General features: G+C 60.1%; 19 protein-coding genes. 2 read left to right on the forward strand and 17 right to left on the reverse strand.

The features are described from left to right. Positions 1-2: 2 nt before the first annotated feature. The 16 genes from nuoL to A6A03_RS18920 form a co-directional block, all read right to left on the reverse strand. A complete protein-coding gene (nuoL, locus tag A6A03_RS18845) occupies positions 3-2,204 on the reverse strand; it encodes an NADH-quinone oxidoreductase subunit L (RefSeq protein WP_066791361.1) in 2,202 nt (733 codons plus the stop codon). 48 nt (positions 2,205-2,252) lie between these two features. Further along, complete coding sequence (nuoK, locus tag A6A03_RS18850) at positions 2,253-2,570, reverse strand: NADH-quinone oxidoreductase subunit NuoK (RefSeq protein WP_012257849.1); 318 nt, start codon at positions 2,568-2,570, stop codon at positions 2,253-2,255. A gap of 3 nt (positions 2,571-2,573) precedes the next feature. Then, positions 2,574-3,227, reverse strand: coding sequence for an NADH-quinone oxidoreductase subunit J family protein (locus tag A6A03_RS18855; protein ID WP_066791362.1), 654 nt, complete (start codon positions 3,225-3,227; stop codon positions 2,574-2,576). Between the two features lie 58 nt (positions 3,228-3,285). Continuing rightward, complete coding sequence (gene nuoH / locus A6A03_RS18860; protein WP_066791363.1) at positions 3,286-4,611, reverse strand: NADH-quinone oxidoreductase subunit NuoH; 1,326 nt, start codon at positions 4,609-4,611, stop codon at positions 3,286-3,288. Positions 4,612-4,730: 119 nt separating this feature from the next. After that, positions 4,731-5,591 carry a 4Fe-4S dicluster domain-containing protein gene (locus tag A6A03_RS18865; RefSeq protein ID WP_245669063.1) on the reverse strand — a complete coding sequence of 287 codons (861 nt, stop codon included), beginning with the start codon at positions 5,589-5,591 and terminating at the stop codon, positions 4,731-4,733. After that, the gene (locus A6A03_RS18870) at positions 5,588-6,697 is read right to left on the reverse strand and encodes an NADH-quinone oxidoreductase subunit D (protein WP_066791364.1); all 1,110 of its coding nucleotides are present in this window, start codon (positions 6,695-6,697) and stop codon (positions 5,588-5,590) included. The genes A6A03_RS18865 and A6A03_RS18870 overlap by 4 nt, the downstream gene beginning before the upstream one ends. 229 nt (positions 6,698-6,926) lie before the next feature. Next, complete coding sequence (locus A6A03_RS18875; RefSeq protein WP_066791365.1) at positions 6,927-7,454, reverse strand: NADH-quinone oxidoreductase subunit C; 528 nt, start codon at positions 7,452-7,454, stop codon at positions 6,927-6,929. Next, positions 7,447-8,241, reverse strand: coding sequence for an NADH-quinone oxidoreductase subunit B (locus A6A03_RS18880; protein WP_066791513.1), 795 nt, complete (start codon positions 8,239-8,241; stop codon positions 7,447-7,449). The genes A6A03_RS18875 and A6A03_RS18880 overlap by 8 nt, the downstream gene beginning before the upstream one ends. Before the next feature lie 2 nt (positions 8,242-8,243). Continuing rightward, a complete protein-coding gene (locus tag A6A03_RS18885; RefSeq protein ID WP_066791367.1) occupies positions 8,244-8,600 on the reverse strand; it encodes an NADH-quinone oxidoreductase subunit A in 357 nt (118 codons plus the stop codon). A gap of 129 nt (positions 8,601-8,729) precedes the next feature. After that, positions 8,730-9,194 carry an FHA domain-containing protein gene (locus A6A03_RS18890; RefSeq protein ID WP_066791371.1) on the reverse strand — a complete coding sequence of 155 codons (465 nt, stop codon included), beginning with the start codon at positions 9,192-9,194 and terminating at the stop codon, positions 8,730-8,732. A 3-nt stretch (positions 9,195-9,197) separates the two neighbouring features. Then, complete coding sequence (locus A6A03_RS18895) at positions 9,198-9,914, reverse strand: FHA domain-containing protein (RefSeq protein WP_066791514.1); 717 nt, start codon at positions 9,912-9,914, stop codon at positions 9,198-9,200. Between the two features lie 19 nt (positions 9,915-9,933). Beyond that, positions 9,934-10,620 carry a tRNA (adenosine(37)-N6)-threonylcarbamoyltransferase complex dimerization subunit type 1 TsaB gene (tsaB, locus tag A6A03_RS18900; protein ID WP_066791372.1) on the reverse strand — a complete coding sequence of 229 codons (687 nt, stop codon included), beginning with the start codon at positions 10,618-10,620 and terminating at the stop codon, positions 9,934-9,936. Beyond that, positions 10,620-11,141, reverse strand: a complete 522-nt coding sequence (gene tsaE, locus A6A03_RS18905) for a tRNA (adenosine(37)-N6)-threonylcarbamoyltransferase complex ATPase subunit type 1 TsaE (protein WP_066791373.1) — start codon at positions 11,139-11,141, stop codon at positions 10,620-10,622. Before tsaE ends, tsaB begins: the two co-directional genes overlap by 1 nt. A 78-nt stretch (positions 11,142-11,219) precedes the next feature. Next, entirely contained in the window at positions 11,220-11,585 is a 366-nt protein-coding gene (locus tag A6A03_RS18910; protein ID WP_066791375.1) for a hypothetical protein, read from the reverse strand. A 792-nt stretch (positions 11,586-12,377) separates the two neighbouring features. Beyond that, the gene (locus A6A03_RS18915; protein WP_245669064.1) at positions 12,378-13,865 is read right to left on the reverse strand and encodes an undecaprenyl-phosphate glucose phosphotransferase; all 1,488 of its coding nucleotides are present in this window, start codon (positions 13,863-13,865) and stop codon (positions 12,378-12,380) included. Then, positions 13,819-14,718 carry a glycosyltransferase family 2 protein gene (locus tag A6A03_RS18920; protein WP_066791379.1) on the reverse strand — a complete coding sequence of 300 codons (900 nt, stop codon included), beginning with the start codon at positions 14,716-14,718 and terminating at the stop codon, positions 13,819-13,821. Before A6A03_RS18920 ends, A6A03_RS18915 begins: the two co-directional genes overlap by 47 nt. Positions 14,719-15,018: 300 nt before the next feature. Between A6A03_RS18920 and A6A03_RS18925 the strand changes: the two genes are divergently transcribed. Together A6A03_RS18925 and pufM are read left to right on the forward strand one after the other, a co-directional pair. Next, positions 15,019-15,954 carry a photosynthetic reaction center family protein gene (locus A6A03_RS18925; protein ID WP_066791380.1) on the forward strand — a complete coding sequence of 312 codons (936 nt, stop codon included), beginning with the start codon at positions 15,019-15,021 and terminating at the stop codon, positions 15,952-15,954. A 16-nt stretch (positions 15,955-15,970) separates the two neighbouring features. Further along, on the forward strand, positions 15,971-16,885 hold the full coding sequence (pufM, locus tag A6A03_RS18930) for a photosynthetic reaction center subunit M (protein ID WP_066791382.1): 915 nt from the start codon (positions 15,971-15,973) through the stop codon (positions 16,883-16,885). A gap of 71 nt (positions 16,886-16,956) precedes the next feature. On the opposite strand, the gene A6A03_RS18935 is transcribed toward pufM, so the two are convergent. Further along, positions 16,957-17,568, reverse strand: a complete 612-nt coding sequence (locus A6A03_RS18935; protein WP_066791516.1) for a hypothetical protein — start codon at positions 17,566-17,568, stop codon at positions 16,957-16,959. Positions 17,569-17,646: the final 78 nt, after the last annotated feature.

Genomic DNA, 17,646 nt, shown 5'->3' on the forward strand with positions numbered 1-17,646 from the left:
CGCTATCGCCCAATCACATACAGCCAGAACACAGCCAGCGCCAAGAGACCGCTAAAGACATAGATCAAGTAATCTTGGGCCTTGCCGGTCTGCAACCGGCGCGCTTGGCGGCCAGTGCCTTGAGTGCCGCTCGCCAAGCCATCCGGCCCGTCGTTGAGCAAGGTGTCGTCAATGATGAAATTGACCTTGCCCAAGCCGAAGGTAAAGCGGCCCATCCCATCAACCAGCCGGTCAATCACCGAGCGGTCGATCAGCGACCATGCCGTTGCGAGGCTCGCGGTCAACCGGCCCACTGTCGCCGCGTACAGCTCATCGATCCGGTACTTGGCATTGAGGATGGCAAACAACCTCGGCGCGCGCGCCGCCAGTGGATCGGTCTCCGTCGCAGTCGCGAAGGCGTTGCGGTAGCCATACCAGCCCAACCCAATCCCGGCCAGCGCGATCAGCAACGATAACCCAGCCACCAGTGGATTCAGCTTCGCCGCCTCTTGCCCCCACAGGCTCGCCAGCCAATGCCCGCCGGGGCCGTCGAACGGCAGGTTGAATGCGCCGGCAGTAACGGCAAAGCTAGCCAGCACCACCAACGCCGCGATCATGCGCGGGTCTTCGTGCCAGTGCTCGCCGTGATCGTGGTGATGGTCGTCGTGGTGGAGATCATCGTGCCCGTGCTCAGCATGGCCAGCCGGAGCGTCGGGGTTCTGGAACACCACCGGATGCGCGCCGCGATACTCGCCAAAGAAGACCAGCCACCACTGGCGGGTCATATAGACCGCGGTCAAGAACGCCGCTGCGCTCAGGGTCAGATATACGGCCAGATTGTGCTTAAAGGCGTCGAGCAAAATCTCGTCTTTGCTCCAGAAGCCGGCAAACGGCACGATGCCGGCCAGCGCCAGATAGCCGGCGGTATACGTCCAGAACGTCCACGGCAAGCGGGTGCGCAACCCGCCCATATTGCGAATGTCTTGGGCCGTCTGTTGGGCGGCGTATTCGTCGTCGTGATGGATGCGCTGGATCGCCGGCTGCTGCTCCATGGCGTGAATAATCGATCCCGACCCAAGGAAGAGCAGGGCCTTAAAGAAGGCATGGGTTATCAGGTGGAACATCGCCGCCACCCAACCGCCCACACCGAGCGCCGCCACCATAAAGCCGAGCTGTGAGAGGGTGCTATAGGCCAGAATGCGCTTGATATCGAACTGGGCCAAGGCAATCGTCGCCGCAAAGAGAGCGGTAAACGCGCCGATAAAGGCCACCACTCCCAACGAGGTCGGGTCGGCGGCAAAGATGGGGAAGGTGCGTGCCACCAGAAAGACACCGGCAGCCACCATCGTTGCAGCGTGAATGAGGGCCGACACCGGCGTTGGGCCTTCCATCGCGTCCGGCAACCAGACGTGCAGCGGGAACTGGGCCGATTTGCCGACCGTACCGCCAAAGATCAGCAGCGCAATCCCCGCGGCGTGGCTCAGACCGAGCGCGCCGGTTTCGCTCGCCAGTCGCTCAAGCAGCGGCGGATAGAAGATGCCGCCTTCCTCATTGCCAAAACCGATCCCGCCAGCCTGCGCATAGAGATAGACAATCCCCAACAGCAACAAGACATCGCCGATGCGGGTGGTGATAAACGCCTTCACCGCAGCGCGGGCCGCACTGGGCCGCTCGTAGAGGAAGCCGATCAACAGGTACGAGCAGAGGCCCATAATCTCCCACGCCATAAAGAAGAGGAGCAGGTTATCGGCCATGCTCATCAGCAACATCGCCGCCGTAAAGAGCGCGATAAAGCTGAAGAAGCGGCTCTGGCGCGGGTGCGCGGCCATATACCCGATCGAGAAGAGGTGAATGCAGGTCGAGGTGATCGTCACCATGGCCAGCATCGCTGCTGCTGCGCCATCAATGTAGATCCCCATCTGCAACACCGTATCGCCAGCCGGCGCCCACACCAGCCGCTGCACCACATTCGGTTCGGGGAAGGCAAACGCGCCGTGCTCGCCGTGATGGGCCGCAAGCTGCACCAGCTCACCGTGGTGCAATGCCCACCCGCCGGCCACCGCCGCCAACAAGCCGAGCGCCAGCACCGTCGCCACCATCATCAAGCCGGTGGCCAGCCACGCGCTCGCCATCGCCTGCCGCCGGATCGGCGTGAGCGTAATGATGGCGCTAGCCAATAACGGCAACAGCGGAATCAGCCAAGCATTTTGCAAGAAAAATGCCATACGCGCTCCGGGTTAGATCAACACCACCACACTCATTCGCTCGTACCGTTACCCACGTAATTGATCCACTTCATCGGCATTGACGGTCACATAATGGCGATAGACCGCAATCACCATCGCCAAGCCGACCGCCGCTTCGGCAGCGGCCACCGCAATAATAAAGATGGCAAAGGTCTGGCCGGTGATGTAGCGCGGCTCGAAATAGCGCCAAAACGCGACCAAATTGATGTTGACAGCATTGAGCATCAACTCAACCCCCATCAACACCCCAATCAGATTGCGGCGCGAGAGCGCGCCAAACAACCCAATGCAAAAGAGGGCGGCGGCCAGCGTCAGCACCGCCGGCAATGGCACTGCATTCAGCATCTGTCACCCCTCACTGGCGGGGCGCGTCTCGCGCGCCACCGGCTCGGCCTCTACCGGTTCAGGCGTTTCGGTCTGGGTTGCGCGTTCACGCAGGCGCTTCAATTCCAACTCTTCCGCCAACGTCAACACTCTGCGCCGCCGCGCTCGCTCTTCAAACGCAATCACGATCGCGCCGATCAGGGCCACGGTCAACAGCACGCCAACCACTTGAAACTGGATCAGGAACTCGTTCACAAACCCGCGGCCCAACTCGGCGGGTCCAGCGATCGGTTCCGGCGTGCCCAACGGCGGGGCCGGCGGTACATTCCACTGCTGGTTGATCAAAGTCGGCGCCATCACCGTCGCAAAGAGCAGCACAGTGACGACGAGCACCACCGGCCAGCGCGAGGTCAGTTGGCGCACCCCTTCGCCACTGATCTGGCGGGTGAGCATAATCGCAAACAAGATCAGCACCGATACCGCGCCGACGTAGACCAGCACCTGCACTACCGCCAAAAACTCGGCTTGGAGCAACAGATAGAGCGCGCCAACGCCGAAGAAACAGGCGATCAGCCACAGCGCCGAGTGGATGACATTGCGCACCGAGACCACCATCGCCGCCGCGACTAGAATAAAGAGGGCTATCAGCCCAAAGACAACTTGAACAACGACTTCCATCACACGTTCCTGCTGTCTGAATTGCGAAACGCAACGACGCGAAGGCGCAGCGATACCATCACGACCCCGCCGCAATCAACTCTTCCAGCTCGGCCCGGCGCCGTTCAGCCTGCGACGCCGCGTAGACTCGCGTCAGCCACAGATAGACACCCAGATTGATCGCCAACGTCACCACAAACGCCGCCAGCCAGCGCAACACCGGCGACCAGCCAACCGTGATCAGCATGCCTTCGGCGGGGCCCCAGCGGGTGAAAGCGACCCACAACGCAGCGCTAAACAGATTGGCCAGCGTCAACGGAATGAGAAACTTCCAGCCAAAATCCATCAACTGGTCGATACGCAGCCGGGGCAGCGCACCGCGCAGCCAGACCATCACAAAGAAGAAGAGGTAGGTCTTGAGCAAGAAGTAGAACACTCCCAGCACCCCGGCCAGCACATTGAACAAGCCGTTCCCGTTGGGATTTTCCGGCGTAATCCCTTGCGCGTAGAGCCAGCCGACCCCCGGCCCTTGCCAGCCGCCAAAGAAGATGATCGCCGTGATCGCGCAGAGCAGGAAATTCAACACATATTGGGCAAGGTAGAAGAGACCGAACTTCATGCCGCTATACTCGGTCATATAGCCGGCGACAATCTCTGAGTCAGCTTCGGGAATATCAAACGGGGTGCGTTCGCCTTCAGCTAAAGCGGCAATAAAGAAGGCGATAAAGGCGACAAAGCCAACCGGCGTAAACACAAACCAACCCAACCCAAGATCGGGAATGCCGGGCAAGTCGCGGTTGCTCACAATCAAGCCAGTTTGATACGCGATAATATCATTAATCGAGAGCGATCCCACAACGATCACAATTGCGATCAGCGAGAGGACTGCCGGAATCTCGTATGACACCATCTGGGCCACGGCCCGCATCGCCCCCAACAGCGAAAACTTGTTGTTGCTGGCCCAACCGGCCATCATCAATCCCACCGCGCTGATCGACGAGATCGCAAAAAAGAAGAGCAGGCCGGTCGGCAGATCAACCGGTACCATCCCCGGCCCCCATGGCACCACCGCAAACATCAACACTGTCGGCGCCACAACCACGCATGGCGCGAGGAAATGCACGATCCGGTCGGCAGCCTGCGGCACGATGTCTTCTTTGGTAAACATCTTGACGCCGTCGGCAATCGGTTGCCAAATGCCTTCGGGGCCGACCCGGTTCGGGCCGACCCGGTCTTGCATGCGCGCAATCACGCGGCGCTCGTAGTAGGTGAAGAAGAGCATCTGGAGCGGCGCCACCACCAGCACGATCGTGACGACCAAGATATAGCTGAGCAGGTTCAGCGCCCATTCCGGCCATCCCCAACCCAGCGTGCCGTTGATTAAGGCAGCGAGCATGTCGTACATGGATGTCTCCATCTATGGAGCCGCACGCCGTGCGGCTGTACATCCCTCTCTCTATAGGAGCCGCACCGCCGTGCGGCTGCACATCCCTCTCTCCATAGGAGCCGCACGTCCGTGCGGCGCTACGAGCCGTCGCCGGATTGTTGTTTCTTAGCCGCATTGGCGGCGCGGATAGCCGCCAGCTTCGCCGCCTTCTCTTCTGGCGTCAACTTGCGGCCTTCCGCCGGGGCCGGCGCAGCCGCTGCCGGCGCTGCCGGTGGAGCCGGCGTAGCCGCCGCTGCTTGGGCCGCCTGCGCCGCTTGCGCCGCCAACTCAGCCCGCCGCGCCGCGATCTTCTCGGTCAACTGCGGCGCCAAGCCAATGACATCGGGCCGGCGGCGGATGTTGCCCTGCAACTTCTTCAATGCACCCTCACGCACCTCGGCCCACATTGTGGGTGCGATGTGGGCGTAATAGCTGATTGGCCGGAGTAACTGCTCTTTATGCACGGTCAACCGAAGGTGATCGTCAGTTGACAGCTCAAACTCGTGATCCATCTTGATCGCGTCGAACGGGCAGACTTCAGCGCAAAAGCCGCAGCTCATGCAGGCATCGTACTCGATGATAAACTCGGCCACTGCCGGCACCGGTTTGCCGGTGGCCGGATCTTTGGCCTGCGTCATGTGGATCACCTGCGGCGGGCAGATCCGTTCGCATTGGAAGCACGAGGTGCAGAGTTCGTGACCCGTCTCGTCATCGTAGAGCAGGATCGGCATGTTGCGGTAGGCTTCCGGGATGCGTGGACGCTCTTCCGGGTACTCGATCGTAAACGTGCCGTGGATCTGGCTGTAGCTACGATTGAGCTTAAACGACTCCTTCCAGTGCTTCCAGATCACCGCCATCCCGCGCAGCAGACCAGTGCCGCGCCGCACGCGGGTATCGTCGCGCTGCACTTCGATCACCCGCCCACGCGGAATCTCTATCTCAAACGGCGAGGCTGTCATCGATCCACCTCCCCCATCACGATGTCAATACTGCCAAGGATGACCACAATATCGGCCACCTTATAGCCGCGGCACATATCGGCCAGCGGGGTGAGATTGATGAACGACGGCGCGCGCACTTTGTAGCGGTATGGCCGGGTGCTGCCATCGCTGACCAGATAGAAGCCGAGTTCGCCTTTGGGCGATTCAATGCGGGCGTAGGCATCACCCACCGGCGGGCGCACGTTCTGGCGGGCCTTGGGGTTGATGTGGCCGCCTTTCGCGTCGGGCAACTGCTCAAGCACCTGCTCGATAATCCGCTTGCTCTGGCGCATCTCCTCGATCCGCACCAGAAAGCGGTCGTACACATCGCCGACCTTGCCGACCGGCACATCAAAATCAAACCGGTCGTAGACACTGTACGGCTCGGCTTTGCGCACATCGTAGGGAATGCCGGAACCGCGCAGCACCGGGCCGCTGACGCCATACGACAGGGCAACTTCCGGCGGCAGAATGCCGATCCCGATCGCCCGTTGCAGCAAAATCTCGTTATCGCGCAGCAACCGCTCCAGTTCATCGATATACGCCGGCAGCGCGCGCAGCAACTCGCGCAAATTGGGAATAAATTCAGGGGGTAGATCGCGCACCACACCGCCGAACCGGAAATAATTGCACATCAAGCGCGCGCCGCTCGCCATCTCGAACAGATCGAGAATCTTCTCGCGCTCGCGCATCCCAAACGCCAGCGGCGTCTGCCACGCACCCATGTCGTTGATCATAAAGCCGACCGCGCTAGCATGATTAAGGATGCGGGTCAGCTCGACCATCAACACCCGGATATACTCGGCCCGTTCGGGCACTTCAATCCCGGCCAGCCGTTCGACCGCCATCGCGTAGGCGTGATTATTGGCCATCGAATTGAAGTAATCGAGCCGGTCGGTGTAGGGCATGTTCTGCAAATACGAATTCGCCTCGGCGATCTGCTCGTGGTTGCGATGCAGATAACCAAACACCGGCTTCAGATCAATCACCGTCTCACCGTCGACCGTCACCAGCATGCGAAACACGCCGTGAGTGGACGGGTGTTGCGGGCCGATATTGACTTGCAGCTCTTGGGTCTGAAGCATAGCAGCACCGGTTTTTTCTATGCTGATAGCCCATTCGCTTGGGGCGAGATCAGGCTACGTTGATTGATTGAGCGTCAAACGATCGACGAGCGTCGCAGATCTTTTCGCGAATGCGGCAGTGAAACTGCCGCATTCCATCCATATCAGTCTGCATTCGGCGCACGTAATACATCCACGATGATGTTCACGGGCAAGAAAGCCAACCACTAACAGCGCCATCACTGCTCTCTCACCCCTCGCTCTCACCACCCAAATACTTATCACCCTGCCGGGGAAAGTCTTTGCGCATCGGGAAACCTTCAAATTCATCCCACATATAGATGCGGCGCAGGAAGGGATGGCCGGTAAACTCGATCCCAAACAGATCGAACGCCTCGCGCTCGTGGAAGTTGGCAGCAGGCCAGTGCGGCGTCAGCGACGGCACGACCGGCTCATCACGCGGCACGCGCACGCGCAATACGATACTGGGGCCGCCGGATGGATGGTAGAAGCGGTAGACCAGCTCGAAGCAACCGGCGTGCAGGTAATCGACCACGGCAATATCGGACAGATAGGCATAGCCGAGCGTGTCGCGCACAAAGAGCGCCGCGGCGACCAACTGATCGGGCCGCACCACCGGATCGGGCGGGTTAAACAGGCCGGGTTGGGGGCCGTGGGCGGGCGGCGGCGTGATCGCCAGCGGTTCCGCCTCGACCAACGCAGCCGGCAATGCCTCGGCAAGGCGGGCGCGCAGCTCGGCAGGAGTCATCTCAGGCATCGCTCACCCCGCTCCGCTTCAAATCATCTGCGGCAATCTCAGGCGAGATCCCGCGCGCCTTCAAGGCATGCTCCAATTCAACTTCCGGATCCATAATCGGGAACTGGCGCACCACTTCGGGATGCTCGATATGGCCCGACCGCCGTTCGCCGTGGCTCGGTGAGGTATACGAGCTGAGCAACGGTAAGCCGCCGACCGGATCGACCAGCTTGCCGTCAATCTCAAGCCCTTTCGCGCCGAAGGTCGGCACCGGAAAATCGTCCGTTTGCGGTTTCTCGCCACTGCCGTACCAGCGCACCCGGCCAAGCTTCTGCTGATCGATCTGCTCTTGCAAGGTCATCAGCGCATGGAGAAGGGCTTCGGGACGCGGCGGGCAACCGGGAACGTACACATCAACCGGGATGAGCAAATCGATCCCGCGCAACACGTTGTAGCCGTCGCGAAACGGGCCGCCGGACGTCGCGCACGCCCCCATCGAAATCACATAGCGCGGCTCGGCCATCTGGTTATACAGCCGCACCACTTGCGGGGCCATCTTCTTGGTCACAGTGCCGGCCACGATCATTAGATCGGCTTGGCGCGGCGACGCGCGAAACAGCTCAGCGCCGAAGCGAGCGACATCGTAGCGGCTCAGACCAAACGCCATCATCTCGATCGCGCAACAGGCCAACCCAAACGCCATTGGCCAGATCGACGAACGGCGGCCCCAGTTGTAAAACCGATTGACGGTGGTTAACAAAATCCCCTGCCGCTCAAGTTCGAGCTGGGTCGGATCGACATCAGCCATAATCACACCCACTCTAGAGCGCCTTTGCGCCATTCGTAGAGCAAGCCGGCAAACAGCATGAGGAGGAAAATCGTCGCCGCAATCAGGCCATAGAGACCCACTGCATTGAATGCTACCGCCCACGGATACAAGAAGATCACTTCAATATCAAAAATCACGAAGGCAAGCGCATAGAGGTAATACTGCACTTTGAATTGGACGTGGACATCGCCGAGCGCTTCCAACCCGCACTCGTAGGTGCTGGTTTTCAGCGGCGTCGGGCGTTTGGGGCGCAGGAAGAAGGCGAGCACGAGCGGGATCAGCGGGAAGCTGATCGCAGCAAGCAGAAAGATGCCTATCAGAGCATAATCGGCAAGCATTGCCTATCCTCCGTTGGGCGGGTGAAACAAAAAGGCGATGAGAAGTATATCACAAATGCGTACCAACCGGCGCAACCTTCCGGCCAGAATTGTAATGAGTATTTATCATAGTTGGTAGCGAAATGACAACTATCTGCCGGCTGACGGCTCGAAGCGCAGTTCGACCCGGCCCACCCGAATCGCATCGCCGGGATGAACTTCGGTCGGCTCGGTCACTTCAAAGCCATTGAGGAAGGTGCCGTTGGTGCTATTGAGGTCTTCGAGGATCCAGACATTGCCGCGGCGCTTGAGTCGCGCGTGCTCGCTAGAGAGAAAGGTATCATTCAGCACAATATCACAGTGCGGGCTCCGCCCGATCAAGGTATCGGGATTGAGCGGAAAAGTCTTGCCAACCGCTACCCCGCTCTGGCCAGAAATTGTTACCACCAACTGGCCATACGGGCTCGCGACAGTGGTAGCTACGGCGGGACGAGACAGATCGCGCCGGATCACCTGCACGACCTGCCAGAGAAAGAAGTACAGCAGAAAGACAACCGCTACCCGTAGCAAGAGCAAGATAATGCCGATCGAGATGCTGGCGATATCGAAAAACATCGGCTAGCCCTCGCGAAAGGTCAACTCAAGCCCGCCCAACGAGACGACATCACCATCGCGCAGCGCGCGTTCAGCAATCCGTTCGCCATTCACAAACGTCCCGTTGGTGCTGCCAAGATCAAACAGCCAAAACTGGCGTTGGCGATAGCGCAACTGGGCATGCTTGCGCGACACGCGCGTGTCTTCGAGGATAATATCATTATCGAGGCCGCGGCCAATCGTCACTGTAGTCGTCTCGATCGGCAGCGCCTGCGGTTCGTGGCCAGTATGCAAGAGTAGAAACGCCCCCGACGAGCGGCCAACACCTCGATCAGCCTGCATAATCATCGTCATATTCGGCTGTTCGGCTTGGCTATCGCTCATTTCGGCCACCACCTGTATCGAACGGCGCGGCACCGAGGGGTCTTCAGCCAGCACGACCCGCGGCTGGTCAAGCAGGGTAAAGTTGCGTTCAGCGGCCAGCTCGCTCAGGTAGGTCGCCATCTCTTGTTCGAGCTGCTGGCGCACCGGTTGGAACGCGGCAAAATCTTGCGGATGCAGATAGGCGCGGTAGAAACTCGGCACAATCACCCGCTTGATACTAATCTTCTGATTGCTCTCCATGGCCCGCTCAAGCCGGCGGGCAATTTCGACAGGTTGGATCGGGCTGCGGAACATCCGCGCCACCGATCCTTCGACCATCTGCTCCATAAACTGTTCAAAGCGACGTAGGGCAGACATAGCTTCCCCCCGCAGAAGATCAGCTTGGCCGCGCACCGGCGGCAGGCGCGCGCACCGGTTCGCCAAGGTAGATGGGTTCAAGCGTGGCCAGATCGTCGTAACGCTGTTCGAGGTGGCGGTGCCATGCCAGCTCGGCCAAAAAGGCGGGCCGGCGCAGCCGAGCGGCGGGTAGCGGCAACAGCGCCCGATCGCCCAAGCCGCGTTGCAAACCAGCGATCGTGGCTGCGTCGAGATCGCCGCAAAACAACGCCGGGCCGTTCACCTCGGCGCACAACTCGCTGAGCGTCAGATTACGGTCAGGCGCAAGACGTTCGAGCCGGTCACGCGCAGCAAATGGCGCGGTCGCGTAACGTTCCCGGCCCAACCGGATCAGCGGATAGATCGGCAACGTCGTGGGCAGATACTGATACGCCAGCGCATCGAGCGTCGGGATGCCGATCAACGGCAGATCAGCGGCCAAAGCCATCCCCTTCGCCAGACTCAACCCGACCCGCAAGCCGCTCCAGCTCTCCGGCCCTAACCCCACGGCGAGCACGGTAAGATCAGCCGGCGCCGCGCCGGCATAGCGTAACAACGCATCGATTTGCGGCAACAGTTGGGCAGTATGGTTCCGCCCTGATTCCCACACGCTTTCGGCGAGCGGGCCATGGGGGCCATAGAGTGCCAGACCGGTGAGAGCGGTAGCGGTATCGATCGCGAGCAACATTAGCCGAACGTCGCCTCCTTAAACATTGCCAGCAGCTCACGGTAACGAGCGCCGTGCGGCGCCAACCGCAACCGCCGCTTGGTCTCGCTCACATAACTCAGGGTAATATGCACATGGTCGGGCGGCAACGCTGCTGCCGCGCGTTCCGGCCATTCGATCAGGCATACGCCATCGGCCAGCCAGAGTTCATCGAGGCCAATCGTAGCTAATTCGGTCACGCCGCTGACGCGGTAGAGATCAACGTGATAGATCGGCAACCGGCCATGCGCGGCATCGGCGCGATACTCATTGATCAGCACAAAGGTAGGGCTGGTCACCGGGCCGTCATACCCCAACCCGCGCGCAATGCCCTTGATCAGGTGCGTCTTGCCGGCGCCGAGCGGCCCCGACAACAGCACCACATCGCCAGCGCGCAACAAATGGCCAAGCCGGGCGCCGATCCGTTCGGTTTGCGCCGGGCTATGGCTGATAAAATCGAGCTCGTGCGGCGTTTGCGCCGCCGGTAACAATGGTTCGGTCATGGCACTATTGTACCATAGGGGAGCGCGTGGAGCAGCGCAGCAAGTACGGGCGGGTTGCCAACCCGCCCGTACTTGCTATCATCCAAGATCAACCGCCGGATTGAGACCGGCAGCCGCGATCGTACTGGCTGGGGGAAGATCAGTGGCGAGCGTCATCGAAACATGGCGCAACTCTTGGGCGGTGCGGCGAGCTTCATTGCTAAAGACGCCATCAACCGCAATCAGCAGGCCACGAGTCAGGCGGCGGAGGAAGAGGATTTCGGCAAAGTCTTGCACATTAGCGGCGGTAATGAGCGCGCGGCGCTGAACCAGCACCGCAAACGGTTGGCCAGATGGTTCGGCCAAGACCAACAAACAGCGCGTCGCGCGCAACTGTTCGGCAGTGATAACCTGATAGCCAAGCCGGCGAGCATGGGCGGCGGCTTCACGAGCGACTACATCCATCGTTATCCTCCTCCATTGAGGACACTGGCCTCGCGCGGGCGACGGGGCATTACGCTGATGGGGGAGATATTCAACACTCAGTATACCATACTTTACGCAGATTTTGGCAAGCTCGCTTGATGATGATGACCTGTTGTCATTGCGAGGGGGCGCAGCGCCGTCCGTCATTGCGAGAGCGCGCCGCCCCTCCTGTCATTGCGAGGGGGGGCCGTCTGTCATTGCGAGGGCGCGCAGCGCCCGAAGCAATCTCCCCCTTTGGCGCAGACCAATGGCGTGCAGGTAGCGCTTCCGCTGAAGCAGGAGATTGCTTCGCCGCCGGAGGCGGCTCGTAATGACAGACGGGGGCGGGAGGGCGTCGTTGTTGCCCCCACCCCCAACCCCTCCCCCGCTGGGGGAGGGGAGGAAGGTGCCGGCATGGTGGGCGCGCGCCCGTCTGTCATTGCGAGGGCGCGCAGTGCTGTCTGTCATTGCGAGGGGGGGCCGTCTGTCATTGCGAGGGGGCGTAGCCCCCGAAGCAATCTCCCCCTTTGGCGCAGACCAATGGCGTGCAGGTAGCGCTTCCGCTGAAGCAGGAGATTGCTTCGCCGCCGGAGGCGGCTCGCAATGACAATAGGGCAGCGGGGGATGGCGTCGTTGTTGCCCCCACCCCCAACCCCTCCCCCGCTGGGGGAGGGGAGAGATGCCCCCACCCCTGACCCCTCCCCCGCTGGGGGAGGGGAGGAAGGTGCCGGCATGGTGGGCGCGCCGCCGGTGGTGGCTCGCAATGACAGACGGGGGGCGGGAGGGCGTCCCTCAATACGCATTCTCTTGCCGGCCAGTGATGAAGTTAATGATAGTGCGCAAAATAATCTTAATATCGAAGAGCAGCGACCAATTTTCCACGTAATACAGATCGTAGCGGGTACGTTCTTCGATGCTGGTATCGCCACGCAAGCCATTCACCTGCGCCCAACCGGTCAGACCGGCCTTCTCTTTATGGCGGCGCATGTAGCGCGGAATCTGCTGGCGGAACTGCTCAACCCAACGCGCCTGTTCGGGACGGGGGCCGACGATCGACATCTCACCGATTAAGACATTGATCAACTGCGGTAGCTCATCGAGGCTGGTGCGGCGCAACCAGCGCCCGACGCGCGTCACCCGCGGATCGTTCTGCACCGTCCACGTACTAAACCGTTCAGCATCGGGGCGCATAGTGCGAAACTTAATCATCCAGAATGGCTTGCCATCGAGACCGACGCGCTCTTGCAAAAAGAAGACCGGGCCACGCGACTCAAGCCGGATAGCGAGGGCAATCAACAGCATCACCGGCGCTGCAAACAACAACACCAGCGACGCCACCACCAGATCGAGACCGCGCTTAAGCGCCCGATTCCACGGATTATCGAGCGCGGCATTCTTGACGCTGACCAGCGGCAAATCGCGGAGATCGCCGATCGACACCTCGTTATTGGTGATCAGTTGGAAGGTATCAGGATAGACCTTGATTTCGACTGACTCATCTTCGGCCAGCGCAATCACTTCCACCAGATCCTGCGAGGAACGGCCAGAGAGAGCGATAATCACCTCATCGGCGCGGGTTGCCCGGATCACGCGGCAGATATGTTCGGCGCGACCGAGCACCGGCAAGCCATCGACGATCTCGCCAATCGGGACGGTATCGGACAGAAAGCCCTGCACCCGATAGCCCAATTCGGGCCGGCGGCGGATGGTATTCCACACCAAGCGACCGGGTTCGCGCGCGCCGACGATCAATACCCGGCGGGTATCGATGTCGAAATAGCGGCGCAACACATAGACCAGCGCACGATGAGAGAAGCGGCCCAACAGGCAGGCCGCCACTGCCAGACCCCAACCCTGAAAGAGAATATCGCGCGTCCATGGCATCTCTTCGCCGCCGAACTCGCCGATGAGGGCATTGATGAAAATGACCAAGACCATCGTAAACGAGACCGCCGTCACCACCTTCACCGCTTCATCGAGGCGTGAGGCGCCGCGTTTCATCTCGTAGAGGCCATGGCTAGCAAACACGATTAGGGCGGTCACACTGCCGATCACACTCAGGCGGAGGGGAGTCAACGGATCGGCAGGCATACGAAAGCCGGCGGCAGCGAGCGAGTCGGCGCCGAAGGCATAGGCAAGCTGCGCCGCCAGATTCAGCGCCGCCACATCAATTGCGACTAACAGCAAGCGCAGCAGCGCACGCCATGAACGCGGGCGCAGCAACGACCGCGCTTTAACTGGCGCGACGCGCGTTGGATGGGAGGAGGAGATTGCGGCCAAGCGCCCACAGCTCCTTTATCGTAATACCCAGCTCGATCAGGCCATTGAGCGGCGCCGGCGTGGTGGCGGCGTAATGTTTGCGATGAAACAGCCGCATCGCATCGTAAAAGGCGCGGATCGACGGGATCGGGCGGCGGCTGGAAGCGGCCCGCTTGTAGTGGTAGACCGTCACTGCGGGATAATAGACAATCTTCCAGCCGTACTGCTTGATCCGGTAGGCCCAATCGAGATCTTCGCCATACATAAAAAACGTCTCGTCGAGCAGGCCAACTTCGCGCACCACCGCTGTGCGCACCATCATGCAGGCCCCCACCACCGAATCGACCTCGGTTTCAACATCAGGATCGAGGTAGGTCATGTTGTAGGCGGCGAAACGGCGGCTGCGCGGGAAGAGGCGAGATAGACCGAACAGGCGGTAGAAAGCGATGGCCGGGGTAGGAAAGCTCCGCCGGCAGGCCAGATCGAGCGAGCCATCGGGCAAGAGCAACTTTGGCCCCACTGCACCGACTGCCGGATGGCGTTCGAGATAATCAACCAAGCCGTCAAGCGCACCCGGCGGCACAATCGTATCGTTATTCAGCAACAAGATATAGGCCGGCGGATCGGGCAAGGCCAGAATTTGGCGCAAGGCCAGATTATTGCCGGCAGAAAAGCCACCATTGACCGGACTTTCAATTAAATGCACCCATGGAAACCGCTCGCGCACCAGCGCCGCACTGCCATCGGTCGAAGCATTATCAACCACCCATACCGACAGCGTACAACGGGTGGGAGCGGCGGCGATCGAGGCCAAACAATCAGCGAGCAGATCGGCCCGGTTATAGTTCAGAATGACAACGGCAAGACTGGTCATTGCACGCCCGTTCGGTCAGTTTTGGCTTGCTGACGCACCCTCAGTATACCATAAGTCCCTCTTGTTTTATATGCAAGAAGTGAACAAGAGATGTTCAAGGTGCAAGTAACGTGTTTTGAGGCTTTATAATGCAAAATTAAATATCGACACCCGTAGCTTGACAATGCCTGTCAAGCGTATTATACTGGCCGAAAAGGGCGCGAGATTTTGCTTATCATTACACGCTGTCGCTGTCAGGGCAGTGGAAAGGCGCGATGAAGAAGGCGGTCGCCGCGCCAGCCGCCAGCAGAGGGAGTCGCTATGAGCAGTGCAAAAGCGAAAGACCCCCGCTTTCCCGACTTTTCGTTCACCGTGGTTGAAGGTGCGCGATCGACACGGGTACCGGGAGGGCGCACGATCGAAGAAATCGAACCGGAGTACAAGATCAAAGGGCGCACAACGTTTAGCGCACTCTTCCGCTACGATCCCTTCGATTTCTGGGTAGGCCCGTTCTACGTCGGCTTCTGGGGCTTCATCTCGGTCATTGGCATCATTTTTGGGACATACTTTTACGTCAATGCAGCCATCTTGAACGGCCCCTACTCCATTCCGCAAAACTTCTTCGCTGGGCGCATCGATCCGCCGCCGGCTGAACTTGGGCTTGGGTTTGCAATGCCGGGCCAGCAAGGGTTTGAGTGGCAGATGACCGTGTTCTTTGCCACGATCGCCTTCTTCGGCTGGATGATGCGGCAGGTTGACATCAGCATGAAGCTCGATATGGGCTACCATATCGCGGTGGCCTACGGCGTGGTCTTCTCGGCGTGGCTGGTGTTGCAAGTGATCCGCCCGATCGCGCTGGGGATGTGGCACGAAGGCTTTGTGCTCGGCGTGATGCCGCACCTCGACTGGGTGTCGAACTTCGGCTACCGCTACAACAACTTCTTCTACAACCCCTTCCACGCGATAGGGATCACAGGTCTCTTCGCCTCCACATGGCTGCTGGCTTGCCACGGCTCACTGATCCTGAGCGCGGCGCAGTACCGCGGCCCCGAAGGCGGCGACATCGAGAACGTCTTCTTCCGTGATGTGCAGTACTACTCGGTCGGCGAAGCCGGCGTCCACCGCCTTGGCTTTATCTTCGCCTGCGGCGGCGTCTTGTCAGCCGATCTGTGCATCTTGTTGTCGGGTTGGCCGGTGCAAGACTGGGTGAGCTTCTGGAACTTCTGGAACAACCTCCCCTTCTGGAGCGGCGTCTAGAGAGGAGCGCATTGGTATGGCGACAATCGACATGATGCCGGGCGATCTGGAACTAGGCCGTAATCGCGGTCGCATCGGCAAACCGATCGAGATTCCGCTGCTTGAGAACTTTGGGTTCGATAGCCAGCTTGGCCCGTTCTACCTTGGCTTTTGGAATGCAGTGGCCTACATCACCGGCGGTATCTTCACCTTTATCTGGCTGGTGGTGATGCTGGCGCAGGTGAACTATAACCCGGTCGCGTTTATCAAGTATTTTGTAGTGTTGCAGATCGACCCGCCGCCGGCGCGTTATGGGTTGAGCTTCCCGCCGCTGAACGAGGGCGGTTGGTGGTTGATTGCCACCTTCTTCCTCACGGTGTCGATCTTTGCGTGGTATATGCACATCTATACCCGCGCTAAGGCGCTCGGCATCAAACCCTATCTGGCCTACGGCTTCACCGGTGCCATCGCGCTCTATCTGGTGATCTATATCATCCGCCCGATGTGGATGGGTGATTGGTCGGAGGCGCCCGCCCACGGGATCAAGGCTCTGCTCGACTGGACGAATAACGTGAGCGTGCGCTACGGCAACTTCTACTACAACCCGTTCCACATGCTCTCGATCTTCTTCCTGCTAGGCTCGACCGTCTTGTTGGCGATGCACGCCGGCACGATTTGGGCCCTTGAGAAGTATGCCGCTCACGAGGAATGGAATGAGATTCAGGCTCCCGGCACCGGCACCGAGCGGGCACAACTCTTCTGGCGCTGGTGCATGGGCTTCAACGCCAATGCTTACTCGATCCACCTGTGGGCCTTCTGGTTCGCATGGCTGTGCGGCATCACCGGCGCGCTAGGTGTCTTCTTCTCGATGCCCGATTTCGTGAATAACTGGTTCCAGTGGGGTGTCGAGGCCGGCATTGCCTATCCGCAAGGGCCAACCCCCTTACCCTAACCCGTACACCTTCCACCTTCCTCCCACCTCACGCCCGCCAGTTGGCGGGCGTGAGGTTTTAGCAACGTAAACTAGCGTATTTCATTGACCCGCTCGACCGGCATTCCCAATGCTAACGCCATCGCATTGACCAGCGGTTGCAACGCCGCCGGCACGGCGGCGCTATCAATAATCCACACTTCATCGCCAACCAGCAGCTCAAATGCGAGCACCGGCTGCAGACGGCGAACCAGACCACCGGCGACAATCCGGTAGGGGCGCAAACGCAACCCCGTGATCGCGGCGCGATCGATCTGCTGCTCGCGTGGCCGCCCGACCCGGCTGGTTTGGCGGATGGTGAAGGTCTCGGCGTCGAGCGTAATTTCATTGGCGGTGGTAGCAATCGCATAACCACCAATCAACCGCTGGATCGCCAAACCGCCAAACAACCCGCCGGCAGCGGCGCTGAGACCAGCCGTGGCAAACCCCAACTCTTGCAGCGATGCTAACACGCCAGCGAGTAACGCGACCACAGCAATGGCCATCAACACCCCGCCACCGACAAAGAGCGGGAGCGCCGCGGCCCGATTCGCTTGCGGGTACGACCGTAAATGCACGCGATCAGGTTCAGCAACAATAACTTGATAGTACGGGGTGAGGCCGAGACGGCGACCGAGACGTTGGCGCAGGGACGGTGATGTCATAGCATTCCACATGAACGATCAAGGCTTCCTTGCACCGATCCTACCACACTTGCACAAATCGGCAGATCGTGCTATACT

Source organism: Chloroflexus islandicus (genome assembly GCF_001650695.1).
GTDB lineage: Bacteria > Chloroflexota > Chloroflexia > Chloroflexales > Chloroflexaceae > Chloroflexus > Chloroflexus islandicus.